Annotated in this window: 34 protein-coding genes; 5 read left to right on the forward strand and 29 right to left on the reverse strand. The window is 39.3% G+C overall.

The window, feature by feature from the left end:
- The first annotated feature begins 149 nt into the window (after window positions 1–149).
- The 3 genes from MKY51_RS10075 (at window position 150) to MKY51_RS10085 (ending at window position 2025) form a co-directional block, all read left to right on the forward strand.
- A complete protein-coding gene (locus MKY51_RS10075) occupies window positions 150–704 on the forward strand; it encodes a hypothetical protein (protein ID WP_339171602.1) in 555 nt (184 codons plus the stop codon).
- 127 nt (window positions 705–831) lie between these two features.
- Window positions 832–1251, forward strand: coding sequence for a hypothetical protein (locus MKY51_RS10080; RefSeq protein WP_339171604.1), 420 nt, complete (start codon window positions 832–834; stop codon window positions 1249–1251).
- Between the two features lie 114 nt (window positions 1252–1365).
- Window positions 1366–2025 carry a phosphatase PAP2 family protein gene (locus MKY51_RS10085; protein ID WP_339171606.1) on the forward strand — a complete coding sequence of 220 codons (660 nt, stop codon included), beginning with the start codon at window positions 1366–1368 and terminating at the stop codon, window positions 2023–2025.
- Window positions 2026–2030: 5 nt separating this feature from the next.
- On the opposite strand, the gene MKY51_RS10090 is transcribed toward MKY51_RS10085, so the two are convergent.
- The 23 genes from MKY51_RS10090 to MKY51_RS10200 all read right to left on the reverse strand — a co-directional run bounded on the left by MKY51_RS10090 (window position 2031) and on the right by MKY51_RS10200 (window position 18173).
- Window positions 2031–2504, reverse strand: coding sequence for a GNAT family N-acetyltransferase (locus MKY51_RS10090; protein WP_339171609.1), 474 nt, complete (start codon window positions 2502–2504; stop codon window positions 2031–2033).
- A gap of 238 nt (window positions 2505–2742) precedes the next feature.
- On the reverse strand, window positions 2743–3153 hold the full coding sequence (locus MKY51_RS10095; protein ID WP_339171611.1) for a hypothetical protein: 411 nt from the start codon (window positions 3151–3153) through the stop codon (window positions 2743–2745).
- Between the two features lie 50 nt (window positions 3154–3203).
- Window positions 3204–3770 (reverse strand): dihydrofolate reductase family protein, encoded by a 567-nt coding sequence (locus MKY51_RS10100; RefSeq protein WP_339171613.1) that lies wholly within the window; start codon window positions 3768–3770, stop codon window positions 3204–3206.
- Between the two features lie 26 nt (window positions 3771–3796).
- Window positions 3797–4309: a GNAT family protein gene (locus tag MKY51_RS10105; RefSeq protein WP_339171615.1), complete on the reverse strand. Its 513-nt coding sequence runs from the start codon at window positions 4307–4309 to the stop codon at window positions 3797–3799.
- Between the two features lie 160 nt (window positions 4310–4469).
- Entirely contained in the window at window positions 4470–5255 is a 786-nt protein-coding gene (locus MKY51_RS10110; RefSeq protein ID WP_339171617.1) for a sulfite exporter TauE/SafE family protein, read from the reverse strand.
- A gap of 146 nt (window positions 5256–5401) precedes the next feature.
- Window positions 5402–5629, reverse strand: a complete 228-nt coding sequence (locus MKY51_RS10115; protein WP_339171620.1) for a sulfurtransferase TusA family protein — start codon at window positions 5627–5629, stop codon at window positions 5402–5404.
- A 125-nt stretch (window positions 5630–5754) separates the two neighbouring features.
- A complete protein-coding gene (locus tag MKY51_RS10120; RefSeq protein WP_339171623.1) occupies window positions 5755–6882 on the reverse strand; it encodes an MBL fold metallo-hydrolase in 1128 nt (375 codons plus the stop codon).
- A 46-nt stretch (window positions 6883–6928) separates the two neighbouring features.
- Window positions 6929–7489, reverse strand: coding sequence for a sulfurtransferase TusA family protein (locus MKY51_RS10125; protein WP_339171626.1), 561 nt, complete (start codon window positions 7487–7489; stop codon window positions 6929–6931).
- Between the two features lie 48 nt (window positions 7490–7537).
- Window positions 7538–7834: a rhodanese-like domain-containing protein gene (locus tag MKY51_RS10130; protein WP_339171629.1), complete on the reverse strand. Its 297-nt coding sequence runs from the start codon at window positions 7832–7834 to the stop codon at window positions 7538–7540.
- A 13-nt stretch (window positions 7835–7847) separates the two neighbouring features.
- Complete coding sequence (locus MKY51_RS10135) at window positions 7848–8189, reverse strand: rhodanese-like domain-containing protein (RefSeq protein WP_339171631.1); 342 nt, start codon at window positions 8187–8189, stop codon at window positions 7848–7850.
- Window positions 8190–8199: 10 nt separating this feature from the next.
- Window positions 8200–8682, reverse strand: coding sequence for a DsrE/DsrF/DrsH-like family protein (locus tag MKY51_RS10140; protein ID WP_339176611.1), 483 nt, complete (start codon window positions 8680–8682; stop codon window positions 8200–8202).
- A gap of 45 nt (window positions 8683–8727) precedes the next feature.
- Window positions 8728–8988 carry a metal-sensitive transcriptional regulator gene (locus MKY51_RS10145; RefSeq protein WP_339171633.1) on the reverse strand — a complete coding sequence of 87 codons (261 nt, stop codon included), beginning with the start codon at window positions 8986–8988 and terminating at the stop codon, window positions 8728–8730.
- Between the two features lie 190 nt (window positions 8989–9178).
- Complete coding sequence (locus tag MKY51_RS10150) at window positions 9179–9631, reverse strand: cupin domain-containing protein (protein WP_339176613.1); 453 nt, start codon at window positions 9629–9631, stop codon at window positions 9179–9181.
- A gap of 543 nt (window positions 9632–10174) precedes the next feature.
- A complete protein-coding gene (locus tag MKY51_RS10155; protein ID WP_339171635.1) occupies window positions 10175–11167 on the reverse strand; it encodes an acryloyl-CoA reductase in 993 nt (330 codons plus the stop codon).
- Window positions 11168–11298: 131 nt separating this feature from the next.
- Window positions 11299–12120 (reverse strand): MetQ/NlpA family ABC transporter substrate-binding protein, encoded by an 822-nt coding sequence (locus tag MKY51_RS10160; protein WP_339171637.1) that lies wholly within the window; start codon window positions 12118–12120, stop codon window positions 11299–11301.
- Window positions 12121–12130: 10 nt separating this feature from the next.
- On the reverse strand, window positions 12131–12793 hold the full coding sequence (locus MKY51_RS10165; protein WP_339171639.1) for a methionine ABC transporter permease: 663 nt from the start codon (window positions 12791–12793) through the stop codon (window positions 12131–12133).
- Window positions 12786–13532 (reverse strand): ATP-binding cassette domain-containing protein, encoded by a 747-nt coding sequence (locus MKY51_RS10170; RefSeq protein WP_339171640.1) that lies wholly within the window; start codon window positions 13530–13532, stop codon window positions 12786–12788. The genes MKY51_RS10165 and MKY51_RS10170 overlap by 8 nt, the downstream gene beginning before the upstream one ends.
- Before the next feature lie 185 nt (window positions 13533–13717).
- Window positions 13718–14254 carry a GrpB family protein gene (locus tag MKY51_RS10175; protein WP_339171642.1) on the reverse strand — a complete coding sequence of 179 codons (537 nt, stop codon included), beginning with the start codon at window positions 14252–14254 and terminating at the stop codon, window positions 13718–13720.
- A gap of 40 nt (window positions 14255–14294) precedes the next feature.
- Window positions 14295–14663: a hypothetical protein gene (locus MKY51_RS10180; RefSeq protein WP_339171643.1), complete on the reverse strand. Its 369-nt coding sequence runs from the start codon at window positions 14661–14663 to the stop codon at window positions 14295–14297.
- A gap of 153 nt (window positions 14664–14816) precedes the next feature.
- Window positions 14817–15782 carry a M23 family metallopeptidase gene (locus tag MKY51_RS10185; protein WP_339171645.1) on the reverse strand — a complete coding sequence of 322 codons (966 nt, stop codon included), beginning with the start codon at window positions 15780–15782 and terminating at the stop codon, window positions 14817–14819.
- 138 nt (window positions 15783–15920) lie between these two features.
- Window positions 15921–16793 (reverse strand): dehydrogenase, encoded by an 873-nt coding sequence (locus MKY51_RS10190; RefSeq protein ID WP_339171648.1) that lies wholly within the window; start codon window positions 16791–16793, stop codon window positions 15921–15923.
- Window positions 16783–17277, reverse strand: coding sequence for an RNA polymerase sigma factor (locus MKY51_RS10195; RefSeq protein ID WP_339171650.1), 495 nt, complete (start codon window positions 17275–17277; stop codon window positions 16783–16785). Before MKY51_RS10195 ends, MKY51_RS10190 begins: the two co-directional genes overlap by 11 nt.
- A 395-nt stretch (window positions 17278–17672) precedes the next feature.
- Window positions 17673–18173 (reverse strand): DUF1648 domain-containing protein, encoded by a 501-nt coding sequence (locus MKY51_RS10200; RefSeq protein WP_339171653.1) that lies wholly within the window; start codon window positions 18171–18173, stop codon window positions 17673–17675.
- A 104-nt stretch (window positions 18174–18277) separates the two neighbouring features.
- On the opposite strand from MKY51_RS10200, the gene MKY51_RS10205 reads away from it, so the two are divergent.
- Window positions 18278–18931: a VTT domain-containing protein gene (locus tag MKY51_RS10205; RefSeq protein WP_339171655.1), complete on the forward strand. Its 654-nt coding sequence runs from the start codon at window positions 18278–18280 to the stop codon at window positions 18929–18931.
- A gap of 41 nt (window positions 18932–18972) precedes the next feature.
- Here the strand turns inward: MKY51_RS10205 and MKY51_RS10210 are convergent, their stop codons facing one another.
- The 5 genes from MKY51_RS10210 to MKY51_RS10230 are packed head-to-tail and all read right to left on the reverse strand — an operon-like array spanning window position 18973 to window position 23125.
- Entirely contained in the window at window positions 18973–19455 is a 483-nt protein-coding gene (locus MKY51_RS10210) for a chemotaxis protein CheW (protein WP_339171657.1), read from the reverse strand.
- Between the two features lie 11 nt (window positions 19456–19466).
- A complete protein-coding gene (locus tag MKY51_RS10215; protein ID WP_339171659.1) occupies window positions 19467–20576 on the reverse strand; it encodes a M20/M25/M40 family metallo-hydrolase in 1110 nt (369 codons plus the stop codon).
- Between the two features lie 47 nt (window positions 20577–20623).
- Complete coding sequence (locus tag MKY51_RS10220; protein WP_339171661.1) at window positions 20624–21604, reverse strand: hypothetical protein; 981 nt, start codon at window positions 21602–21604, stop codon at window positions 20624–20626.
- A gap of 54 nt (window positions 21605–21658) precedes the next feature.
- Window positions 21659–22402, reverse strand: coding sequence for an AAA family ATPase (locus tag MKY51_RS10225; RefSeq protein WP_339171663.1), 744 nt, complete (start codon window positions 22400–22402; stop codon window positions 21659–21661).
- Between the two features lie 30 nt (window positions 22403–22432).
- A complete protein-coding gene (locus MKY51_RS10230) occupies window positions 22433–23125 on the reverse strand; it encodes an AIM24 family protein (protein ID WP_251687110.1) in 693 nt (230 codons plus the stop codon).
- Between the two features lie 147 nt (window positions 23126–23272).
- Here MKY51_RS10230 and MKY51_RS10235 point away from each other — a divergent pair, with 147 nt between their 5' ends.
- Window positions 23273–23662, forward strand: a complete 390-nt coding sequence (locus MKY51_RS10235) for a general stress protein (RefSeq protein WP_339171666.1) — start codon at window positions 23273–23275, stop codon at window positions 23660–23662.
- A gap of 230 nt (window positions 23663–23892) precedes the next feature.
- On the opposite strand, the gene MKY51_RS10240 is transcribed toward MKY51_RS10235, so the two are convergent.
- A complete protein-coding gene (locus MKY51_RS10240) occupies window positions 23893–24384 on the reverse strand; it encodes a tetratricopeptide repeat protein (protein WP_339171668.1) in 492 nt (163 codons plus the stop codon).
- Window positions 24385–24445 lie beyond the last annotated feature (61 nt).

Consider the following 24445-nt stretch of genomic DNA (forward strand, 5'->3'; position numbering starts at 1 on the left):
TTTGATCACATTTTTTAACTTTCCCTAAATCATCCAAGTTAATCTTCATTTTTTCAAACAGAGGCTTTGTTATATCGTGTTGGGAAATTTTATCAAATAATATATAATGATTGAACATGCAGAAAAGTCATCTCGAGGAGGAAGACAATATGGCACATCATATTATCGAACAAGCGAAACGTGGCTTGAAGGGTTTTGAAATCGGCTATTATCATACTAGCGGTTGTTATGGTGGCGAGTATGAGGAAGAATTTTATAAATATTTTGCAGACGACGATTTTGAAACTAGAAAATATTCGATTGTCGCCTTTACATGTATGCTAGGAACTTGGGAAACAAAGTTTTGCCAAGTATTTTGGTCGGTAAAGGAATGGGAGGAAAATAGCAGTCGGCATTACCCTCTAAATAAAAGTCAGTTTTATTATTTTGAAGATTATCTTCATTCCTTTTTAGAACATCATGAGCAAATAGAAAAAGAATTCCCTTATATGTTTGAAGAAATAGTACACTTTTTGATAAAAATCGAACAGGATAGAGGGATTAGTTATGAAAAGTGGTTTCCTGAAATTAAGCCCACTGTTATTCACCGAATAAGACAAGAAATATTAATTCCTAAAAAATATTTAGCAGAAAAAAACAGCCCTATGAAATACTTATTAAAAGAAATAGGGATTGAACCGTTTTTTGAAATAGATAAATATTAAATGCTTATCTCTTATAATAATACACTGATAAAAAGTGGTTTAACCTTATCTACACAAACATTGGAAACATTTTTCCTTCGTAGTTTTTTAAAGGTTGTGCTATATTCAACTTGTCAGGAGTGATTTGATGAAGAAATTTTTAACGATTACTGTAATTATCCTTGCTTTACTTGGAGCAGCAGGCTATGCTGTGTGGCATTTTGGGACAAACATCGCTTCCGAAAAAATCGTCGAACAAGTTGAAGCTAATTTAAATGCTGAAGATAAAGAAGAAGTGAAATCCTATATCGCAAACGATCCGAAGCTGCAGGAAATTGTAAACGAAGCAGCAACTACGGACCCCGATTCTCTACCCTTTCAAACGAAGGAAGAAGCAACTCGTCTATTAATCAAAAAAGTAGGCATTAATCGTTTATTAGCAATCCAGGAGCAGGCGCAAAACGGTTCAATCAGTGTTGATCAAGTAGTTTCCGAAATGGAAGGCACGCTGTCAGAAGATGAACTTTCTGCGCTAAAATATGTCTTATATAAGGAATTTTATAATTAAAATTAAACACCGCTTCGTAACTATAAAACAAAACTCGATTGCCTATACGGAATCGAGTTCTTTTTAATTCAATGTATTTTTCTTTGCATATAGCCATAATAAGTTATATTTACTTTGCATTATCCTAAATTTTCTTTGTTAGGAGGAACTAATATAAGAAAGTGGCCATATATTTTAGGCATTTTTACTTTCGTTGCATTTTGTTTTTTATGGATAACGTTTGAAACAGCTATTATTAAAGCTTTTGACAAAGGCGCTTTTGAATTATTGTACGGAAACAAATTCATTACAATGTTTCATCATATAGGTGAAACTAATTTTATTTTTACCGTCGCAATCATTCTTTGTATCTTTATTTGGATTTACAAAAAAGACTATAAATTGATTGGGTTTGTTATTGTTTCCGTAGGTGGTGGATACGGGTTATATCAACTATTAAAACGCCAAATTGAGAGACCGCGTCCGGATATAGCAGATCAATTTTCTACATTTAGTTTTCCTTCAGGACATGCTGTACATGGTTTATTATATTTATTTACGATTGCATATGTATTAAACCGTCTTTACACTTTAAACAAAGCATCACTGATTGTTTGGATTGCAGCTATTATCTTAGCTTTACTAATTGGAATCTCCCGAATTACAGAGGCACGTCACTTTGCTTCAGATGTGATAGCCGGTTGGTCACTTGGCTATAGCTGGTTTATTCTTTGCGTATGGTTTTATAGGAGAACCATTGAATATAAACGCTTTGAAAAAAACTCCGGAACATAGAATAATCACTTATCCGGTGTGAGGTTCTTTTGCATTGTGAGTGCTGGAATTTCATCACCATTTTTATTAATGATGATTTCTTCCTTCACGATTTTATAACCTAGTTTTGAATAAAGCGCGATATTATTCTTTTCACTTTTTCGAACTTTGCATTTTGAAACAAATATATTATTTTTCACAGCGTAGTCTTCTAAGTAGTTCACCAAGTTAGTTGCTACGCCCTTCCCCTGGTTTTTAGGTAACACAGACAATCTTGAGAAATAAATAAATCCCTCATTTAAAATACATTTCACAAGTGCTATTAATTCATCGTTATCGTATACCCCGAACATTTCTGTCCCTTGTTTGAGCTCGGTACTAATGGAGTCTGCTGTTTCATTTAAAGCACTGGAAGGTTGCGGATCTGTCTCGTAACGCTTAAACGCTTGATGGATCACTTTAACCGCTTTGGATGGATCAATATTCATTTCTATTTTCAAGTTAACACTTCCTTTAATAAATATAAAATGATATTTATAATTATACATATATAACAAAATAAGTAAATTCAAAAAAAGAACACTTTTCTATTACCAGAAAAATGTTCTAAAAAATTTACATTATGTTAGGGATAAATACTTTCACAAATAAGATGTAGCCTAAAGCACCAATCGTTAAGCCAATAAGAATAATTCCAATGGATAATGATTTAGTTTTTATGATTTTCACCTCACCAAATTATCTTTCAATATAAATTACATCATTTGAAGGTTCAAGATACTCCTTATCCCCTAAAGAAAAAGTAGTATTTAAATGGTCAATTTCCGCATACTGAACTGCTTTACCCCCATTGATAAAAACCAACAGGTAAATATCGTCCCGTGAACCAATGTTGCTTGGATCAGTAAATTTAACGCCGACTTGTTTTTCTAAATCTGTTTGTGTCGTATAAGGCTGAACTAAAAACGCCTTGTCCCATTCGAAATCGTCAAATGTGTTAAGAAAAGTTTTGCTTGTACTGTTATCGGATACCATAATAATCGATGAATGGAGTCTTTTTTCAATTTCTGTATTCCGTTTCATAGCGCTATTATTACACCCGGTTATCACTAAGAAGGATAACAATATAACTGAAATTTGTTTGATCAATACGATTCCCCCTTTACTATGCCCCTTTTATGAAATTGAAAGGGACAATATTAGTTCCCTTCGTATTGATAAATGATTTGAACTACTCCGGAAGAAAATGTTCTCGTATTCACAACTTTTAAATTTAATCTTTCTTGAATATCGACAAACAGCGGTTTTCCTTCTCCCAATACGACTGGATGAATGGATAATCTGAATTCGTCAACAAGCCCTAAATTGATAAAAGTCGTTATAAGACTTGCTCCGCCATATAGCCAAATATCTTTACCAGCCTGGTTCTTTAATTTCATCACTTCTTCAAGGATGTTGTCATTTATAAATTTTGCTTTATTCCCATCCCCGTTTTGAGTTCTGGAAAACACATATTTTTCTTTACTATGAACCAAATCCCACATTTCTTTTTCATTTTCGGAGCTACCCTCTTCAGGAATATACTGTCCCCATAAGTCGTAGCTTTTTCTGCCGTAAAAAATGGTGTCTATTTGATTCAAAAAGTCGTTAAAGTTCATTTCCGGATCCATAATGCACCAATCGATTTCACCATTTTTTCCCTCAATCAATCCATCTAACGTAATGGCTAAATCTAAAATGACTCTTCTCTTCGTTGTATTTCCCATAATTTCCGCTCCCTCTTTGATGCAGCTTATTTCCACTCTTCACTTAAAATTGCGTAATAGTATTCATCCCACCATTCATCCCCGTTTGGAATGCATTTTTTGAAATACCCTTCCCTTCTCATGCCGATTTTCTCCATGACACGATACGACGGCGGATTTTGAGGTTGGCAAGTTGCAATCACTCTATGTAGTTTCATTTCTTCAAAGGCATATTGTAACATGGCTCGGGCCGCTTCTGTAGCATACCCTTTATTATAAAATTTCGGATTGAATACCCAGCCTATTTCATATGTATGGTCACCGAAATATTTACCGAAAAATAGATGCCCTATCAAAGTATTTTCACCTTTCAGTATGACCGCGAACTTTTCCGCTTCCTCCCCCATATTTTGTTCAATAAATTCTTTTACAATTTTTTCTGTAAAAACCCCTTCAGGTATATATTTCATCACATTGGCATCGGATGTATAGTCATATACCGCCTGTAAATCGTTCATGTTAAAATTCCGTATTAATAATCTTTCCGTTTCGACGTGCATTCCCTTACCCCCATGTTAAGACTATTTTCTAGTTTCGACATCAAATGATGGATTACCTTTAAAACAAAAAATCCTCACCAGTTGAGCTGGCGAGGATCGTTGTATTGAGCAACGAAAAGACAACGAAGCGCAACTTACCGCTTCAACCTTCACAATATTGTTATTGTAAAATATTTATCCATATTTTAATAGCTGTAGCACCAATCATGAGTGCAAGCAGCCATTGCAGTATTTTAACATTCATTTTCTGACCGACTTTTGCACCAAGTGGAGCTGCGATAATACTTGCAATAATCATAATGAAAGCCGGCCAATAGTCGACCTGGCCTGTCATCACTTTGCCGACACTGCCACCGATTGATGAGATGAATGTAATCGCCAAACTTGTCGCGATTGTAATACGTGTTGGAATTTTTAACACTGTCAGCATAATCGGTACGAGTAAAAAACCGCCGGCTGCTCCGACAATGCCTGATCCGATTCCGACGATGAGTGCAAGTGAACTCGCCAAAGCTTTGTTGAATGTAATTTCAGTTGCGTCTTCAACGGTTTTCTTTGGAATCAGCATCATGACAGCCGCAATAGCAGCAAGTAGCCCATACACAATATTGACGGTATCTTCAGATAAATACCCTGAACCGTAACTGCCGATAAAGCTGCCGACCAAAATTGCGGCACCCATATATAAAATGAGCTCCTTGTTCAATAACCCGCTTTTCCGGTAAGCCCAAACCCCTGCAAGCGAAGCGAATAAAACTTGTACGGCACTAATACCGGAAACTTCATGCGCGGTAAATGCGACTAAACCGAACAATGGCGGAATATAGAGCAGTAGCGGATATTTGATGATCGAACCGCCAACCCCGAGCATACCGGAAAGAAACGAGCCGATAAATCCAAGTCCAAATATGACCCCTATATACAACAATGATAAATCGATTTCCATATGCTTTCCTTCTTTCAAAAAATTCAATTATGCCTCAGCCAACACTCTGTTACGTCAACCAGGGCTTATCTTTATTCAACTGGCGTAATCTAAACCTGCTGATTAAAGATAAAGCGGGTAGAATCGATCTCTACCCGCTATTTTTTTTATGCTTTTTGAATATAGAAATACAGAACGCCCGCTTCTTCTTTTTGTTCAACAATTGTGTGTCCGCCTGCACCTGCCCATGCTTTGAAGTCTTTTAATGCCCCTTTATCTGTTACTAAAACTTCCAGTACTTCACCAGAGTTTATTTTATCGATTGCCTTTTTCGTTTTTACGATTGGCATTGGGCATGCTAAGCCTTTTGCATCTAATGTTTGTGTAATATTCATTTAAAATTCCTCTATTCTTAAATTTGATTGTTGTAAGCGATCTATAATTTTATCGTGTAACACGGTTGCGTTCCTCTTGAGCGTGAGGCACGCATAGGTGTAACATTTCAATTTCCAGCTTTAAATTAGCGTACTGCGCAACGGTTTGGACCAATCTCCATTTCCGTTTGCTCGTCGTTATCAGGTGTAATTTTACCCATGTTAACGTGGCGAATTTCTTGGTAAGCATTTGGTTGTGGTGGTAAGTTATCTGTTACCATTGAGCGGAATACGTCTTCATCTTCCACATTTAAACCGTGATTTTCAGCGAATAAATCACCAAGGCGTTTTGCTACTGTACCATTTACGTTTAGCTCGTCAATGATCATAAAGTGAGCAGGTAACACGATTAAGTCTTCTGCCAATGTGCGGTAGCGAGAGTATAATGTTTCGCGTAAGTCACCAACCCAGTCTTCAGCAAGTCCCGCTAAGTCTGGACGACCGATTGAATCGATGAATAAAATGTCACCTGTTAATAAGTATTTACCATCGATGACAAATGAAGTTGAACCGATTGTGTGACCAGGTGAATAAAGTGCGCCGACTTCAATTTCAGAAGCACCTAATTGTACCTTTAAACCGTCTTCAAGTGGTGCGTAGTCAAATACAACTTCTTCCGCATCTTTGGGTGGTAAGTAGTATATTGCACCAGTAGCTGCAGCGATGTGACGACCACCAGAAATGTGGTCAGCGTGTAAGTGTGTATCGAAAACGTGTTTAATCTCAACACCTTTTTCTTCAGCGAACTTCGTGAATACTTCTGTAAAACGTACTGCGTCGATAATTGCCGCTTCGCCTTCAGAAATGGCCATGTAAGAAAGGCAGCCTTTTCCTAAACGTACAAATTGGTATAATTCGCCACCATTTGCAAGATCCCCAACTTTAATTGGCTCAAGGTACATTGACCAAGATTTCATTCCCCCTTCAAGATAACCGACAGTAAGACCTGCATCCGAAAGCATTTCTGCGACCATGATGGAAGAGCCTTCTTTCGCACAAACAACCAATACCTCTTTGTCGGCGGGAATTTGCGGTAAAATTTCTTCTACACCGTCTAATAATTCGAAGTAAGGAATGTTTAAGTATTCGAATTTATGACCGTCAATTTTCCAGTCTTTAAATGCGTCTTCATTCCGGACATCTAAAATAAACAATTCTTTGTTTTCAATTACTTTGCGTGCCACTTGTGCGGCTGTCCATGCTGTTACTGTCATTATAACTACCCCCATAGGTATAATTTTTTATAAAAATTTTTATAAATTACTCTACTTTTTTCTGTAACGCGCCTTCATAACCGGTCATACCCGGCAAGACATTGTATACTTTTGTAAATCCTGCTTCAGTTAATTGTCTCGCTGCCAGATCCGAACGTGTCCCTGTACGGCAAATAACATATATTGTTTCGTCTTTACCGAGTTCATCCATTCGTGTTCCCAATTCGCCCATCGGAATTGATTTAGCTCCTGGGATATGGCCGAAAGCATATTCTGCTGCTTCACGTACATCCAAAATCAAGCCTTCTTCTTTCACCGCATCTTCATTGGAAATCGTTTGTTCAAATGTTTTTTCAGCTGCTTCACTCATTTCCGGATTGCATTTTCGGATATAGTGATAAAACACACCATCTACTTCACTTGAGCCGATATATTGATGACCGACCGTTTTCGACCATGCCTCTAAATCCGCGACAGAGCCTTTGTCTGTCGCCTGTATTTCCAGCACTTGCCCTTCTGCCACATTGTTCATCGCTTTTTTCGTTTTGACGATCGGCATTGGACAAGCTAAACCTTTTGCATCAAGTTGTACGTCTGATTTAATCATCGTGATCCTCCATTCATACCAGTAAGGGTATAATTTATTTTAAAATTTTTACTTCACTTCGCCATTCCATTCGAGCATGCCACCCGTCATATTTGTCACATCAAATCCTTGTGACTCTAAAAATGCTGTTGCCTGACCACTGCGACCGCCAGAACGGCAAACCATTATATAAGGTGTTTTTTTATCCAACTCGTGCATACGGAATTCCAGTAATCCTAATGGAATATGGGTAACTCCTGGAATATGACCAGCCTCTACTTCCGCTACTTCTCGAACGTCGATTAAGTTTACCGCTTCCCCGGCTTCTAATTTTTCTTGTACTTCCTTTGGTAAAATAGTTTTCATCTTCATTTCCTCCTTAATATGAACTCATGCCGCCACGAACATTTGTTACTTGTTCATAGCCTAATTTTTTCAGTTGATTACATGCCTGCTTCGAACGCATACCGCTTTGACAAATGACTACAATTTCCTTACCCTTTGGCAGCTTCGACAAATCCGAACCAAGTGGCATATTTCTAAATTGCTTCACATTACGTGCCTTATACTCGGCAGGTGTTCGTACGTCTACAAACACTTTATCTTTGTCATTAATCATTGTTTTAAGCTGGGCCGTTGATATCGTTTTGACACCTTTTACAGGTTTCATGCGCCAAACAAAAAAAGCTGCGATCACGGCGATTAATAGGATTGTTTCCATAGGTCACCTCTTAAATGAATAAATTGACGTTTCCGTCTTCAGCATCCGCTAAATAGGCCGCTACTCCGGCATATTCAATACCATCCAGCAATTCTTCCTTTTGAAGTCCCAATAAATCCATCGTCATCGTACATGTTATAAGCTTAATGTCCTGCTCCTGTGCCATTTCTACAAGTTGTGTCAATGTTAATGCGTTATGCTTATTCATGACATGCTTGATCATTTTCGGGCCCATGCCGAGCATCTGCATTTTTGATAGCCCTAGTTTTTCCGCACCACGTGGCATCATTTTGGCAAACATTTTTTCGAGGAACCCTTTTTTAACAGCTACCGGTTCTTGCTTTCGTAATGCATTGATACCCCAGAACGTATGAAAAATGGTTACTTCATGATCATATGCTGCAGCACCGTTTGCAATGATATAAGCAGCCATCGCTTTATCATAATCTCCACTGAATAATACGATTGTTGTTCTTTTCTTTTCCAAATCCAGTCCCCCTACCCCTATAGGTATAATTTATTTTAAAAATAAAAAGCCTTATCGACTTTTTACTAGTAAATCCACTGCCTGTTTGACCATAGCATTTTTATCGAGCGTATCGGCATCTTCTTTTGAAAGACACTCGACTAAATTATCCGTCACGATGACACCGATTGTGCGGTCAACAGCAGAACGAACAGCACTTAGTTGCGTTATTACATCTTTGCAGTCCTTTTCTTCTTCCATCATCCGTAGAATGCCTCGTAGCTGACCTTCGACTTTTTTCATTCGAGCCAAAACTTTAGGATCATACTGCATATGCTCACCTCATTTAGAATAATTTATTAACCAAACTATACTACCCCTTAGGGTATGTGTCAAACTATAAACTTTCGCAATAGCTATTAGTTTTCTCTCGACAACCACGGCTATTTCTAACCACATCATATACCCCTATAGGTATAATGTCAACAAAAAGAAGCTCACACATTTGTGCAAGCTTCCAAAACTAGTGCTCATGCAGATTCGCATCTTGTTTCGTCGGATGCACGGTACCGTATGGATGATTCGGCGGAGCATAGATGGAATACAGCTTCAACGGAATATTGCCGATATTGATCACGTTGTGCCAAGTTCCCGCGGGGACGATGATGGCGCTATCGTCAAAAACGAACCATTGCATATTTAAACTGTCTCTTTCATTCCCCATTTGAACGATTCCTTGGCCTTGCTCAATCCGTAAAAACTGATCGACGTTCGGATGCATTTCCAAACCAATGTCTTCGCCTGGAAGTAAACTCATGACAGTCAATTGCAGATGTTCCCCTGTCCATAATACGGTCCGATACGTATGGTTTCCGAAAGTCGCTGCGTGAATATTGAAGACAAAAGGGTTCTTCCCATAGTCCGTGCTTTTATTCATGCTGTTACCATAATTCCACTGACCATACGCACTTGGCATAAAATCCATATTGATTTTCAATCCCTTCACAATCTTTCTCTCTAATAGATTATGTATTGCCTTCAGTTAACGTTCATCCAAATATTTAGATATACGAATCAAATACTATACCTCTATAACTTTCCAACGGTGTCGAAGGTTAAAATTGCAGGAAGTTTCCTTGACCAAATCCACCCTTTCTCATAAGTCGTTTTCATCCGATGCGATGGACCATATTGAGCCTATGATCATGGGTTCACTTTCGGCCCCTCAAAAAAGATCTTTAATAAATAATTAAATAATTAAAAGATATATATTGTCGTGCTAAAGCACGACGGCGTATATTTTTAAAAATAATTAAACCACTTCATACACTTTCCTCACATAGTTTTAAAAAATCCAATCAAACATGTCCCCTTTTCCAATTTTTAATGTCATATAGCAGGTAAGACAACAAATTGGAGGGATTGAAAATGAATTTACCTGAAATTAAAAGAACACACTCCTTAATGAAGAAGTGCATCCAAGTTTATTTCATATGAATTTAATGTTCCAGTTCAGAAATTATCCGAGCTTTACGATCGTTCTACCTTTTGCCTGACCTTTTAAAAGTGTTGGCAGTGCTTCCGGAAGTTGCTCAAGCGAAATTTCTTGCTGAATTAATTGCTCCAAATTAGCCGGTTTGAAATCTGCTGCTAAACGGTTCCACACCTTTAATCTTGTGTCCATTGGGCAATAAACCGAGTCAATTCCTAGTAAGTTCACACCGCGTAAAATAAACGGGAAGACTGTGGACGGAAGTTTTGTCCCTGCTGTTAATCCGCTGACTGCAACCGATCCGCCGTATTGAATTTGGCTTAGTAATGAAGCTAATGGCTCACCACCGACAGGATCGACCGCAGCTGCCCATTTTTGTTTTCCTAATGCGCGAACTTTACCGTCATACACTTCTTCACGCGGAACGATTGAAGTTGCACCAAGGCTTTTTAAAAACTCATGTTCTGATTCCTTCCCAGTGCTCGCTTCTACTTCATAGCCAAGCTTTGATAGAATCGAAACGGCAAAGCTTCCGACACCGCCTGTAGCACCCGTTACGAGCACTTTCCCTTTATCAGGCGTTACATTATTTTCTTCTAGTCGTTGAACGGAAAGCGCTGCAGTAAAGCCTGCTGTACCGATGACCATCGCTTCTTTTAATGATAGTCCTTCCGGCAGTGGAACAAGCCACTCAGACGGGATGCGTGCATATTCACTATATCCGCCAAAATGAGTGACACCTATTTCATAGCTTGTCGCAATTACTTTGTCCCCTTCTTTGAATTGCGGATTTTCCGATGAAATGACCGTTCCTGCCAAGTCAATGCCCGGTACGAATGGATAGCTTTTGACAATGTTGCCATCCGGTATTGCTGCTAAACTATCCTTATAATTAATAGAAGAATACTCTACTTTAAGCAGCACGTCTCCATCAGGTAAATCATTTAAGGAAAGTTCCTTCACGTCTACTATAAATTGTTCTTCATTATTGACGACTAATGCTTTAAAGTTTTCTGCCATTTTGACCACCCCTTCTAATGTTTACAAATAAAGGGTAACAAAATAAGGGATGCCGGTCAAAAAGCTGCTTTGTTTCAACTAAAAAAGCCGAAACGCATGTTAGAACAGCGCCTCGGCATTGATTAATTTATTTATTCAAAAGCTGGTGTTGCTGTTTCGTCGTAGTTTTCTATTAGGAAATTACGCACTTCTTCACTCGTCATCGCTTCTGCAAGCTTTTTGATTGCTTCGTCGTCTTTGTTGTCTTCACGTGCCACTAATGTAATGGCAAAATCGTTTTCCACACCTTCAGTCAACAGTGCATCACTTTTCGGTGTTAGATTAAGTGGTGCAGCATAGGCAGGCGTCATAATTACCGCATCCGCATCATCGTACATACGCGCAAGCATTAACAGATCGACTTCCTTAAACTGAAGATTTTTCGGATTGTCCTCAACACTTGCTAATGTGTAATACACATCTGTTTTTTCCTTTAATGTAATGACACCGTGCTGAGCAAGCAGCATTAATGAACGGTCAACATTTGAAATATCGTTGGCAATCGCAACTGTTGCTCCATCCGGTAATTCTTCAATTGAATCATAATTTTTAGCATACACGCCGTAATTCGCAAAGTAAATCGGCTGAATCGGCACTAAATTAGCGTCATTGTTACGGTTGAATTCCTCCATATACGGTACGTGCTGGAAGAAGTTTGCATCGACTTCCTTAGCAGCCAGCGCACTGTTTGGCTGTACATTATCACCTAACACGACAATTTCCAGATCAATGCCCTGTTCCTCTAATTTCGGCTCTACTAGTTCCAAAATATCCGTCATCGGTGAAATTAATGATGCAACTTTTAATGTTGTCTCTTCTTTTTCCACTTCTTTATTCGTTTCTGTTTCTTCATTCTGTCCGCAGCCTACTAAAGCAAGTACCGCCGCTACACTTAACATCCATCTTTTTTTCACAATCATTCTCCTATCTTTTGTCCAACCATCTTGCTGCAGTCGTACCAATCATTTGAATAAGCTGCACCAAAATAATCATAATTAAAATCATGTAAAGCATTAGATCTGTCTTGAATTGCTGATAACCATAACGAATCGCAAAATCACCGATTCCGCCACCGCCAACTACACCCATTATTGTGGAATAAGAAATGAAGCTGACAATCGAAGTCGTCAAGCCGAGCACCAGACCTGATCGCGCCTCCACAAAAAGAAAACTGAAAATAATCCGCCGCACCGAAGCACCCATTGACACAGCTGCCTCAATAACACCTTTTGGTACATCAAGCATAGACTGTTCGACAAGCCTTGCATAATGTGCAATGGCGATAATCGATAACGGAACAGTTGCCGCAACCGTCCCAATAGCTGTACCGACAATGAACCGTGTAAAAGGGATTAAGAAAACGACCAATAGCAGGAAAGGAAACGACCGGATCGTATTCACCACTAAGTTTAGTATGTTGTAAACGATACGGTTTTCAAGCAACTTTTCTTTCCCGCAAAGAAATAAATATGTACCGATTGGTAAACCGATTAATACGGCAGCCACAATTGACACACCGACCATGAAAAAGGTCTCACTGATCGCCCGCCAAATCTCGGCTTCATACTGACGTAATACATCAGGCATGTCCGATTCCACCTATCACGAGCTGATCGACAAAGCTTTGCGGATGTTGGCTCGTTTCAAGGATGCCATCAGGTGTTAACTCCACCGTCTCATATATTTGCCCAGCATCCAGTACGGTAGCACGATGACATATACTTTTGACAACTTCAAGCTCATGACTGACAAGGACAATTGTCACACCAAGCTCAACATTGATCTTCTGTAAAACACGCAAAATTTCCGCAGAGGTGTTAGCATCGAGCGCAGAGGTTGGCTCATCACAGAGCAGGACCGCAGTTTCATTCGCAAGTGCCCTTGCAATCGCCACACGCTGCTTTTGCCCACCGCTCAGCTGTGCCGGATATTGATTGGCAAACTGTTCGAGCCCGACAAACTTCAGGCATTCAAGTACACGCACTTTCCGCAGCTTTTTCGGATAGTTTGCCAGGACAAGTGCAATTTCAACATTATCACGGACGGTCTTATTTGCGACGAGGTGAAAATGTTGGAAGATCATTCCGATTGATTTTCTTGCTTTACGAAGTTCAGCATTCCTTAAAGCTGTGAGTTGCTGACCATTGATGACAACCGCTCCACTATCCGGTACTTCCAGCAAGTTCATCAGACGTAGCAAAGTTGATTTACCTGCACCGCTCGCCCCGATCAATCCATGTATTTCACCTTTCGCAATCGTCAGCGACACATCCTGAACAGCGACAAAAGAACCAAATTTTTTAGTAACTTGCTGTAATTGTATCACCTGTTTACACACCTCCACTGCATACCCAATCGATTTCTAATTATAGTAGAAAATGTATCAGCTACCAAGAGAAATGTTTTTTGAAAAAAATCCCAATGTTTAAAATCCTACTCCCCATTCTTTCAATATAAAAGCTGCCGGAAACTAGAATTTCACTCTAACTTCGCGGGCAGCTTGGTATGTATTTAGTTTAATTCATCCATTTTCATAAAAATCGACTGAACAAATTGCTCTTTATAATTTGTATATTCAGTAATCCCTTCCTTACCTGTCTTAAAGAAAGCATCTTTCAACAGCTCATATTCCTTTTTCACTGCTTTATTAACATTCAAATAATCTCGGAAAAAGCGCATTTGATGCCATTTTTTGTTACCCCATTCTACAAGATGAATGAAATGTGTTTTCGTTTCAAATGTAGTATCTGTAAATTTTGCGCAAACAATTTCATCCGGTCTTTCCACTTGCAAGCGATAAAAACCGGCATGCTTAAGTCCTTTGAAAAAGTCTTTACCAAGCGAATCCAGGTTGACAACACCGATGACAATATCAATTACCGGCTTTGCGTGAATCCCTTCAATCGATGTGCTACCGATATGTTCTATTTGATGAGGCTGTAAACTTGTGTACTTTAGAATGTTTTCTTTAGTCTCAGCAAATTCTCTCTTCCAACCTGCTTCATGCGGAACGAGAACCACTTCATCTTTTTTTAATCCGAGTTTCATCCAGTCCAATCCTTTCTCACTGATTATTTGCGGAAATATTTCACTGATGCCATTCAAATAGTAAAATGCGATTTTCCGCCTGCTGATATATTGCAGTAAAGGTATCAAAATCACCATTTTCTGATTGATGAAAGTAGAAATCACCCGGCTGTAAATCAATTGAATAGGCTTGAATCGTATTTTTGAATTCATCGTCTTGCTGGATTTTATACATATTTTGGACCCTGTTTACAAAATATGAAACATGCTGATTTGCCTTGATTAAATTATTTTCTGTCACTTTTATAAAATCATGAAGTTGCTCTTGTTCAATCTTGTTCTCATACAATAATTCAGTTACCCATTCTCCATCTCCACGTGCGGGAAATTTTGTTGACCATACATTGATTATTTCTGTCGGAACCGGCAATGCTATACCCCAGCGTTCTTTATAATGGGCCACCTTTTCTTCAGGGGATACCGATATACCAAAGAGAGAGATGTAGAGCAACAAAATTACAATTGCTAAAATTAAAAAGATAATTATCTTCTTTATAGAAACCCCTCCAATTCAACTCCACTTCTATTTAAAAAACTGGCCAATTACTCGAGGGAGCAATAACATCAGTTCACCAGCTGTTGCAGAGTTTTCAATCTTATCTAATGTGTCTGTTTTGTCCCAGCTTGCCGAGCTCGGTTTTACTATATCCCCTTGAATTGGTTCTGCTCCGCTATGAAACTGAATACGCAGTGATTTGGCTTGCAGGAAATCCTGATGATCCATTACTTGAAAATGGATATGGGCTTCTGAGGAATTGCCAGAATTCCCACATAGGCCGAGCAGCTGACCTGCCTTCACTTTATCCCCTGTTTTCACACAAATTGAAGCCTTCTTGAAATGGGCAATCATGCTGTATTCATTGTCTTCATGTGCGATGATGCAATAGTTTCCTGCTAGATTCTTTTCATCCATTTCCCCGTGTATATTGTCGTTAATTCCATCCAACACTTCGACCACCACACCATCAGCCGGTGCCACAACCTCAGCTCCAAATGCATAGTAGCTTTCATTTTGAAGCTTCGAGTTCCTATATGTTTCGTTGTTGCTCATTTTAACTAAATCATAAGCATAACGCTGCTGTTCATATGGATAGTGATAGTTGATAAATTCGTTCGTGCCGCCCCAAAAAACATACCACTCGTCACTGATCGGCATACTGTATGTATTTTTCGTCCATATTTGATCACTGCCCGGATACGTTTCATATAGTTTGAAATACATTCCTTGAATAATATTGTTATCGTCAAATGCTATGACAACTGCTTTCGTATACGTATCATCGACCCATATATACTGTTCCAGCCCTTGAAATGTATTGGACACGATATATTTATAATTGCTTACATCTGAATTATAGTCTAAAGAAAGTGCACGAAATTGTTCAAACGATACAAGGTTCTGAAACGATTCTGCTGTTTTCCCGTAGATATCCTCAAATTGACCGTTTAAAAAATAGTAACCGAACTGTTCTTTCAATTGATTAACCATTCAAATGCCTCCTCTTTTTTTGCTTCTTAATTTATACGAATTTTCCGACAAAAAAGTTTCAACTCGTTTCCTTTATAATGAAATATGCAAAAACATGGCCGCTTCTATATGAAGGACCATGCATGTTCATTTTTCTTATTATGCCGTGCCAATCCCGATAAGGAACCAGAGCACAATAAATAGGATTTTGTACTTCTCCACTTTTAAGATGTGTAAGTTTGTCACTTCTTTTTTTATCAGCCACCAAACGCTAAATCCATATGCAAATAATAAAAGTAAAAGCAATGGCTTATAAAATGGGCCAATCATGAAATAATAATAGCCCATAATCGCCACAACAATTATATAAATTGTCATAGCAATACCCATTCCGCGTATTTTTTTCGGCAGTTCAATTTGTCGGTGCTTATAGTAGCTGGAGGCCACCAAGATCATTAGTAAAACGCCTAGACCAATAAATATCGGTGGAAATTGGAATCGATCATGCGCATTCTCCAAGTCAGATAAAACAGTAGACGGATATTGTTCATACCCGGGATAATATGCATCATTGCTAATATCATGCATATAGTTCCATGCCAATTCAAATTTTCGCTGTTCCCCGTTTTTATATAACACGATAATGTCATAATGCACGTCGCTTTTCGGAGGAGCCATAACCGCAGAAAGTTCTGAAATGTTTTCGAATAAAGCGATCATTGAATCTGTCGTCACATTTTCAACACCAACAAAAAGTGTCGACGTTCTTCCCCTAAACCCCTTTTCCCCATTATTTTCATAGGAAGTGATTTTGGCAATTTCACCTGATGCTGCCTGATTGTTCATGTCCGAGGTGAACAGTAAAAACAGACCGATAAAACAAATCGCCGCCATTATGCCAATTTCACGGAAAGTTTTCAACTGATTTCGTTTTCTAACAGGTTCCTTATGGATATTCTGATAGATGGATTTTTTTAATGCTTCATTTTGCGGGAGTTCCTCTAACTGTTTTAAGCGATCATCAATCTTCATCGATCTCACCTCCTAAAATTTTCTGCAATGCCAGCATCGCACTCCGCTGAGTGTTTGCGACTTTCACAGATGATAAGCCCATAATGGCACACGTTTCCTGAATCGAAAGCTCCTCAATTTTCCGGTATATGATGACTTCGCGTTGTACTGGTTTTAACTTTTGCAATGCCTCATATAATTGCTTTCGGTCTTCTTCCTGTATGAGCCATTCATGCGGAACATCGTGATCACCCACCTGCTCCGGGACATTTGTAAATGGAAGCCACTTAATTAATGCTCTTTTCCGGTAATAGTCATAAACAAGATTTCGAGCGACTTGCCTCGTATACGTTTGGAAATTGGTTACTTTGGTCAAATCCGTTTTATAAATTCGCACAAACGTATCCTGCGTTAAATCTTCAGCGACTTGTGCGTTAGATACCATGTAGCGTATGTACTGATAAGTTTTGCCGAACTCCTGCTCATAAAGCTCATCAAAATCCATGTCCATCACCTCTCTTACTTCTATAGACGAATGAAAATTAAAAATATGTAATTTTATTTAAAAGTTTTTAACTGAAAAAAGCATCTCCTTAATGAGATGCTTTCGGTCTTCGATGAGGAATCTGCTTTTTTATTGAAGGTTCTACTTTTCGGTCGGAATGTTCTACTTTACAGTCTGAATGTTCTACTTTTCACCTGCTGCGTTCTACTTTTCTCATGAAACTTTCTACTTTCAGCACGCGAGGTTCTAATATAAATCGAGGTTCTACTTTCTTCGGAAAAGGTTCTACTTTCTTCGGAAAAGATTCTACTTTTCGACCGGAATGTTTTACTTTTGCCACGAAATCTTCTACTTTTCCTACACCATGTTCCACATTCCCCTTAAAACCTTCTACTTTACTTAATCCTAAATATCTTTACCATCTTCCAGATTAGTACCACAAACAGCGCTGCCAATATGACGAAAAATGGCCAGCCGATTGTTGTTGCTTCTTCTAAAGCAATCACAATCGTACGGTATACGATGTAAGCGAATAATATATTAATGATGTTTCGCATATAATTTAATGTTTGGCGACTATTTCTGTAAAAGACCTCGGCATTTGATTCATTGAAATGTGCCGGATAGTTGTGCGTTTCAGGGAATTTTTCTAAAATCATTAAAAAGATATGCATGGCAATCCCGATGCCAGGTAATATTAACAGCTCCCATTTTGAGCCCCAACGGTCGACATCACCGTTGCCGCCAAAGTGGGCAGGCACTTCACTTGGCAGTTCACGCCAGTTCATGAATAGGACAGCAAGCATTAGCGCTAATGCGATATAGCCGAGAATATCCATCAACCATTCTGACTTCGTTTTTGGAATTTCAATTTTAGGTCGTTTTGTCAAACTCATTTCCATCACCTCTTTAAATTTTTTACTTAGCACTTTTTATAACAATATTTTGCCAATATCCGCTATACTGGAATTTAATCATCCTCTTGATAGGAGAACTACTTATGCTACTTGATATTATTCAATTTTTAAGGGAAATCGACCAGATCATATTTTATTACATAAAAGAGCTCGGACTGTATATTTATATTCTGTTATTTGCGGTTGTTTTCACGAAGACTGCATTTGTAATTTTAACTTTCTTACCCGGGGATAGTACGGTGTTCACAAGCGGAACGTTAGCAGCGATCGATAAGCTTGATTTTCTGACATTGCTCATTATTTTCATCGTGGCAACAACACTTGCCGACAGCAGCAACTACCTCATCGGAAAATCGATAGGGAAAATACCGCCGAAGCGCAATTTGTTCAAGCGTTTTGTGCCTGAGGAAACGACTGAAAAAGCACTGACATTCCTGGAAGACTATGACCGGGTTGCCATTACGTTTTCACGGTTTGTGCCGTTGATGCGGACAATGACGCCGTTTATATGCGGATACTCCGGCTTTTCGTATGGAACATTTTTACGCTATAACTTCATGGGGGCCATACTTTGGACCGTTGTTTGGCTTGGTGGTGGCTTTTTACTCGGAAATATTCCATGGGTTGAAGAAAACCTCGTCCTGACACTTACGATTATTTCGATTTTCGTATTTAGCTTTACAGGTTATGCATACATTCAACAATTCAAAAAAAAGAAAGCGGTTACTGCCGATTGAAAAAATGGAGCCTATCACGTTCAGATGATAAGCTCCTTTTTTTAGTTTGTCTCGTTTTCCTGCTGATTCATTTCATGTAAATATTCGATGATTTCACGAATACCGTCCAATGAATGCACAAGAATATTCGGGTCGATGCAAGAAATCATGCGGTCTTCCAAATTGGCAACCGCTGTAAAATATTTCGTTTTTTCGTAATTGACAAGACCCATCTGTTTTAATACGCCTTCTTCAAAGTCGATAATTTCCTTCGCATCGGCAACAACCAATCCGTAATTAATCAACTCTGTCTTCAACACAATGATTTTGACCGTTTGTGTATTTGTCGGGCGATTGTACAATATCGTCTGAAAATCGATGATTGGTGTAAGTTCCCCACGAATTCGCGTAAAGCCGAGCAAGTAGTTTGGTAAATGAGGAATCGGCGTTACACGCTCCAGCTTTTCAATCGATACGACCTGCTCAACCGGCACAGCATATTGTTCTGTGCCGCATAAAAATACGACTGCTTTTTCAATGCTCATATTAATACCTCTTATTTCGTTGTTTGAACAACGATTTCTTCCAATAAATCAGCTAGTTTTTCTAGCTCTTCAACCGGCATTCTTTCGTTAGTTGTATGAATTTCTTCGTAACCAACCGATAAGTTTACAGTAGGAATACCGAACCCGGCGATAACGTTTGCATCACTGCCGCCTCCTGAAATACCTAGCTGTGGTGTACGTCCGACTGCTTCAACCGCTGCTTTTGCAACTTTCACCACTTGATCTTCTTCTGTCGCACGGAAGCCTGGATACATTAACTTCACTTCAACTTCAGCACGTGCACCCATTTCTTGTGCTACACGTTCAAATGTTTCTTTCATATGGTCCGTTTGGGCATTCAGTTTTGCTTCATCAATCGAACGGGCTTCTGCAAGAATCGATACTTCATCACATACGATATTTGTTGCTTTACCACCTTCAAAACGTCCGATATTCGCAGTTGTTTCTTCATCAAGACGGCCTAATTTCATTTGAGCAACCGCTTTTGCTGCAACAGTGATTGCAGAAATACCCTTTTCAGGTGCAACGCCTGCATGTGCTGTTTTACCGATGATTTTCGTAAATACTTTTGCCTGGAATGGTGCTGCAACGACGATACCGCCTACTTTGCCGTCACTATCAACCGCAAAACCGTATTTAGCGATGATTTTTGATGGATCCAGTTCTTTGGCACCGACTAATCCGCTTTCTTCACCAGCTGTAATGATAAACTGGATCGTACCGTGTGCGCTGTCTTTTTCTTTTAAACGACGTGCCATTTCGAATAGTGCTGCGATACCCGCTTTATCATCCGCGCCAAGAATCGTTGTGCCGTCAGAATAAATATAGCCGTCCTCACGAATTTCCGGTTTAATGCCTTTACCCGGCACGACTGTATCCATATGTACTGTAAAGTAGATTGGCTCGATAGATTCATCGCCTTTTAATGTTGCGATAATATTGCCTGCACCGTGACCATTGCGTGTGTGCGCATCATCCTGGAAAACATCAAAGCCCATTTCTTCTAATTTTTTCACTAAAATTGGTGCGATTACTTCTTCGTGTTTAGTTTCAGAATCAATTTGCACTAATTCCAAAAACTCTTCTACTACTCGGTTCATGTTTGATAACTCCTTTAAATAACTAGTTTACGCTTTATTGTACGCCTCTATTTTTGAAAAAACAATGATTGATCATCGGCATTTAAAATGCTTTGTTTTTCTACTTGTAGCGCCTGTTCTTTTTCGATTGTGATGCTCAATTTTTGTTTCAAATCGCGAAGTGTATTCGCCACATCATCCTGCACACGCAAGAGCTGATCAATCGCAGTTGTAATCTTCGAATGAACCGACCAATCGGTGAAAATATTATCGAAAAAGTAATCCGTAAACATTACAAAACCATCCGTATGAACTTCCAATGTACTTTGACGCATCTCTTTAATGTCGAGCAGTTCATTTTGGAAACGTTGCAGGGCCATCTGTGCTTCATGTAAATAGCCATTCGTTTCTTCCAGCTTGTCGTGCTTTAACGCCGTCGCGATAAAGCCTCCGCCTAAAAAAGTATCCCATGTGGAGTAGGATTTGGCATCCTGCAATTTGGAACCGGCATCCGTGAGCTTATTAAATGCCTGTTTACCCGCATCGATCGCTTCATGGATTTCGGTTTTCAGCTGTTTGCATAAAAGCTCCTGTTCAATGATGCCCGTTAATTCCTTTGCTGCTGCAGGTGCATTTGCCATCAGCCACACTTGTTTTTCATCTTCTATCTTCTTCAGCTGCTCACGAACAGTTGAAACATTGATCTTGCTCAATTGTTGTTCAAGTTGAACCCGGTCTTCCTGTAAATCTTTAAATGTTAACTGTGCTTCCACCAGCTTCAGCTCTATTACTGCAACCTGGTCCATACTTTCCTCAATGAGCTCATCTTTTTTCCCTGACCAGCCCCGGAATAGATTCACGAACGAAAAACTTTCAAGCTTGTTTAGTTGCTGGCGTGTTTTTTGCAAATCGCGTTCATGCTGGTTCATATCCTGTTCGGCATGCTGGATTTGTTGGTCTAGGCTCTCGATTTTTTTATTCAGTTTTTCTGCTTCCAACAGTTGCAGTTGATACTGTTCTGATTGCTGTTGCAATTGCTGCCATCCCATATTATTCACTCCTTTATCAATCCGTTGTAGTTCCCGATAATCCTTATTCGATTGCTAATCCAGTTCATCCTCATCTTCTACAAACAGCTCCTGCAACATTCTTTTACGGTGCTGCAAAAAATACGAGGTTACCTGATAATGCTCGGTTTCTTCATATTTCACCTGCTCGATCCCTTTTTCATCAAACTGATAGATGACGGCATCGGGAAATCCAAGCAAAATTGGCGAATGTGTTGCGATAATGAATTGGACATTGCCCTGTTTCACTAAATCATTCATCAACGTTAAAAACGCCAGCTGTCTTGTTGGAGATAAAGCGGCTTCCGGCTCATCCAACAGATAGATGGCCTGCCCTGTAAACCGATGCTGGAACAGCGAGAAAAAAGATTCGCCGTGTGATTGGTGATGAAGTGATTTTCCCCCGTATGCTTTGTAGCCGTTCTGATCAGTTTCATCCAGATGTGACGCAAACTGATAAAATGTCTCGGCGCGCAGGAAAAAGCCATTCGTTACTTTTGGCCACCAGGAGAGCTTTACATAATCGCCTAGTGCGGATTCGGATTGATCCACATCATATGCCTTATAGTTTTGTGTACTGCCACCTGCCGTATTGAATCCGATCTGATCTGCAATCGCTTCGAGCAATGTAGATTTGCCCGCACCATTTTCTCCAACGAAAAACGTGACCTTCGCATCCACATCCAATTCATCCATATGGCGAATAAACGGAATCGAAAACGGGTACTCGCTATAGTTCGATATTTCTTCTTTTTTAAGTTTGACCGATTTTAAAAACATCTGTTTTCTCCTAACTTTATACCGCAGCCATTATGATTCCGACGATAAATACACTTCTTCAAATGGCTGAATGATGACAAATCCTTCACCGGAGAAGGCCATTTGGATTGATTCATTGCTGCCGCGTCCAATGAGTGTTCTGAACGTAATATCCGTTACAAACTCCGGTTTTAAATTACCGGACCATGCAACCGTCGCATTTGGGTCTGTATACACGGTTTCACCCGGCTTAACGATTAAGGTTAACGGCTCAAAATGAGTTGTAATCGCCACCTTGCCTTTGCCGTCCAGCATGACGTTGAATAAGCCGCCTGCCATCATACCGGCCATTTTGCGCATAAGTCGTATATCCCAATTGATCGATGGTTCAAATGCAAGCAGGTCATTGCCGTTCACGCACAAGCTTTCGTTTTGCAGATCAAAAATGGTAATCTTTTTTCCTTGATCCGCTAAATATAACCGGCCTTTTCCTTTTGCTTTCATTAGCTGTGTACCTTCACCTGTCAAAGCTTTCTTAAACATTTTCGATACGCCATGCTCCAGCATGCGCTCACGCTCAAACTTAATCGAACCGACATAGGCGATCATCGCGCCCATTTTCGACCATACTTCCCCGTTCAGATTCACTTCGAGTACACGGTCGGTTTCCAGTTCAAAATAATCGTTTTCATTTTGGTCTTGCTGCGTCTTGTTGACAAAATCACGAATGGAATAGTTCCCCATCAGTAAAACCTCCCTTTTCCTGTTCTACGGATTAGACCTTGTATAAGTTTCGAATTTTCTGCATTTTATAATTGTATGGATGTACGATTGTTTTCAATCACTACCATCTCATTAAAAATTCCATTACAATGATAAAAAGAGGTGATCATGATGGAGTATCGACGTGAAATCGCTTTAGTGTACAGTGTTGAGGAAGCTATGACAAAGCTGAACATTATTAGAGGGCACGGATTTTCCGAGCATGAAATCCATGTATTTTCAAAAGATATACACCCTTTACAGTCACTGAAAATGTATACAGATATTCAAGTCCATCTTGCCGGCAACTGGCTCGACCAGCTGATCAGTTTTATCATACGAAAAAATGTCTTTGAAGTGAGTTTGCGAATTTTGAAATTAACTCCTGAAGAGACCGCCCATTATGGGCATGGCATTGAACTTGGGGCAATCTTTCTGTTTGCCGAGCACGAGCACCCGTATGAAAAGGAACCGAAAAAACAACAAGCAGCATTCAATCTGTCTAGAGCGGTGGATTAATAAAAACTACTGAGAATTATAGAAGAAATCATTTTAAAAATGGTTTATTTAAATGCATGTAAGGCAATGGTCAGCAACTTGCCCGAATTTGGGGATGCTTCTGTTGCAGTAAGCTCCATCGAAACGATAAAAATAACAGCTGTAGCCGATTAGTCTGGCCATCGCCATATTTATCACGTTAAGTACTCATCGTAATATGTGCAAATCCTTTACCTGAATGAACCTATCATTCAATTCCACACTTCATTTAATTTATCACTATAAAATGTAATGGCATTTCTGTACTTCTGAATTTGTTGATCAGACGAAGTGGCGGCTAAATTTTTCAATAGCAGCTCCATTGACCGTTCATGTTTCTCCAAGTTAAACAATGTCATCGCGTAAAATACTTGAATGGCTAAATTGTGCGGAAAAATCTCCAACCCTTTTTCAAATGTATGTTTTGAATTCTCGTATTCCCCTAGTGTTCTGTATGTACTCCCAAGACCCAAATATGCATTGGCTAAATCTTCATTATTTAAATCGCCTTGAATTGCTTTTTCATAGTATGGAACAGCTTTCGATTCTTTTCCTAGCACATCAAAGCTCCATGCACACTGGTAATTTACATAGGCCTCGTTCGGGTGCTGTTCCACTAAACTTAACAACAGCTGATTGGATTGCTGTAATTCCCCATCATTTCTTAAATCAATTGCCCTCTGTAGTTGATAGATTTCCTTCATTCTTTGTCCTCCTAAATCGTCTTTCCTTTATCTAGCATAATGGCTTTTTGAAAATTTCACT

The organism is Solibacillus sp. FSL R5-0691, from assembly GCF_037974225.1.
Taxonomy (GTDB): domain Bacteria; phylum Bacillota; class Bacilli; order Bacillales_A; family Planococcaceae; genus Solibacillus.

Coding starts and splice junctions, on each gene's coding strand:
- MKY51_RS10075 (WP_339171602.1), top strand. CDS start 150: ATGGCACATCATATTATCGAACAAGCGAAACGTGGCTTGAAGGGTTTT.
- MKY51_RS10080 (WP_339171604.1), top strand. CDS start 832: ATGAAGAAATTTTTAACGATTACTGTAATTATCCTTGCTTTACTTGGA.
- MKY51_RS10100 (WP_339171613.1), bottom strand. CDS start 3,770: ATGGGAAATACAACGAAGAGAAGAGTCATTTTAGATTTAGCCATTACG.
- MKY51_RS10105 (WP_339171615.1), bottom strand. CDS start 4,309: ATGCACGTCGAAACGGAAAGATTATTAATACGGAATTTTAACATGAAC.
- MKY51_RS10110 (WP_339171617.1), bottom strand. CDS start 5,255: ATGGAAATCGATTTATCATTGTTGTATATAGGGGTCATATTTGGACTT.
- MKY51_RS10115 (WP_339171620.1), bottom strand. CDS start 5,629: ATGAATATTACACAAACATTAGATGCAAAAGGCTTAGCATGCCCAATG.
- MKY51_RS10120 (WP_339171623.1), bottom strand. CDS start 6,882: ATGACAGTAACAGCATGGACAGCCGCACAAGTGGCACGCAAAGTAATT.
- MKY51_RS10125 (WP_339171626.1), bottom strand. CDS start 7,489: ATGATTAAATCAGACGTACAACTTGATGCAAAAGGTTTAGCTTGTCCA.
- MKY51_RS10130 (WP_339171629.1), bottom strand. CDS start 7,834: ATGAAAACTATTTTACCAAAGGAAGTACAAGAAAAATTAGAAGCCGGG.
- MKY51_RS10135 (WP_339171631.1), bottom strand. CDS start 8,189: ATGGAAACAATCCTATTAATCGCCGTGATCGCAGCTTTTTTTGTTTGG.
- MKY51_RS10145 (WP_339171633.1), bottom strand. CDS start 8,988: ATGCAGTATGATCCTAAAGTTTTGGCTCGAATGAAAAAAGTCGAAGGT.
- MKY51_RS10150 (WP_339176613.1), bottom strand. CDS start 9,631: ATGCCAAGTGCGTATGGTCAGTGGAATTATGGTAACAGCATGAATAAA.
- MKY51_RS10155 (WP_339171635.1), bottom strand. CDS start 11,167: ATGGCAGAAAACTTTAAAGCATTAGTCGTCAATAATGAAGAACAATTT.
- MKY51_RS10165 (WP_339171639.1), bottom strand. CDS start 12,793: ATGCCTGATGTATTACGTCAGTATGAAGCCGAGATTTGGCGGGCGATC.
- MKY51_RS10175 (WP_339171642.1), bottom strand. CDS start 14,254: ATGAAACTCGGATTAAAAAAAGATGAAGTGGTTCTCGTTCCGCATGAA.
- MKY51_RS10185 (WP_339171645.1), bottom strand. CDS start 15,782: ATGGTTAATCAATTGAAAGAACAGTTCGGTTACTATTTTTTAAACGGT.
- MKY51_RS10190 (WP_339171648.1), bottom strand. CDS start 16,793: ATGAAGATTGATGATCGCTTAAAACAGTTAGAGGAACTCCCGCAAAAT.
- MKY51_RS10195 (WP_339171650.1), bottom strand. CDS start 17,277: ATGGATTTTGATGAGCTTTATGAGCAGGAGTTCGGCAAAACTTATCAG.
- MKY51_RS10200 (WP_339171653.1), bottom strand. CDS start 18,173: ATGAGTTTGACAAAACGACCTAAAATTGAAATTCCAAAAACGAAGTCA.
- MKY51_RS10205 (WP_339171655.1), top strand. CDS start 18,278: ATGCTACTTGATATTATTCAATTTTTAAGGGAAATCGACCAGATCATA.
- MKY51_RS10210 (WP_339171657.1), bottom strand. CDS start 19,455: ATGAGCATTGAAAAAGCAGTCGTATTTTTATGCGGCACAGAACAATAT.
- MKY51_RS10215 (WP_339171659.1), bottom strand. CDS start 20,576: ATGAACCGAGTAGTAGAAGAGTTTTTGGAATTAGTGCAAATTGATTCT.
- MKY51_RS10220 (WP_339171661.1), bottom strand. CDS start 21,604: ATGGGATGGCAGCAATTGCAACAGCAATCAGAACAGTATCAACTGCAA.
- MKY51_RS10225 (WP_339171663.1), bottom strand. CDS start 22,402: ATGTTTTTAAAATCGGTCAAACTTAAAAAAGAAGAAATATCGAACTAT.
- MKY51_RS10230 (WP_251687110.1), bottom strand. CDS start 23,125: ATGGGGAACTATTCCATTCGTGATTTTGTCAACAAGACGCAGCAAGAC.
- MKY51_RS10235 (WP_339171666.1), top strand. CDS start 23,273: ATGATGGAGTATCGACGTGAAATCGCTTTAGTGTACAGTGTTGAGGAA.
- MKY51_RS10240 (WP_339171668.1), bottom strand. CDS start 24,384: ATGAAGGAAATCTATCAACTACAGAGGGCAATTGATTTAAGAAATGAT.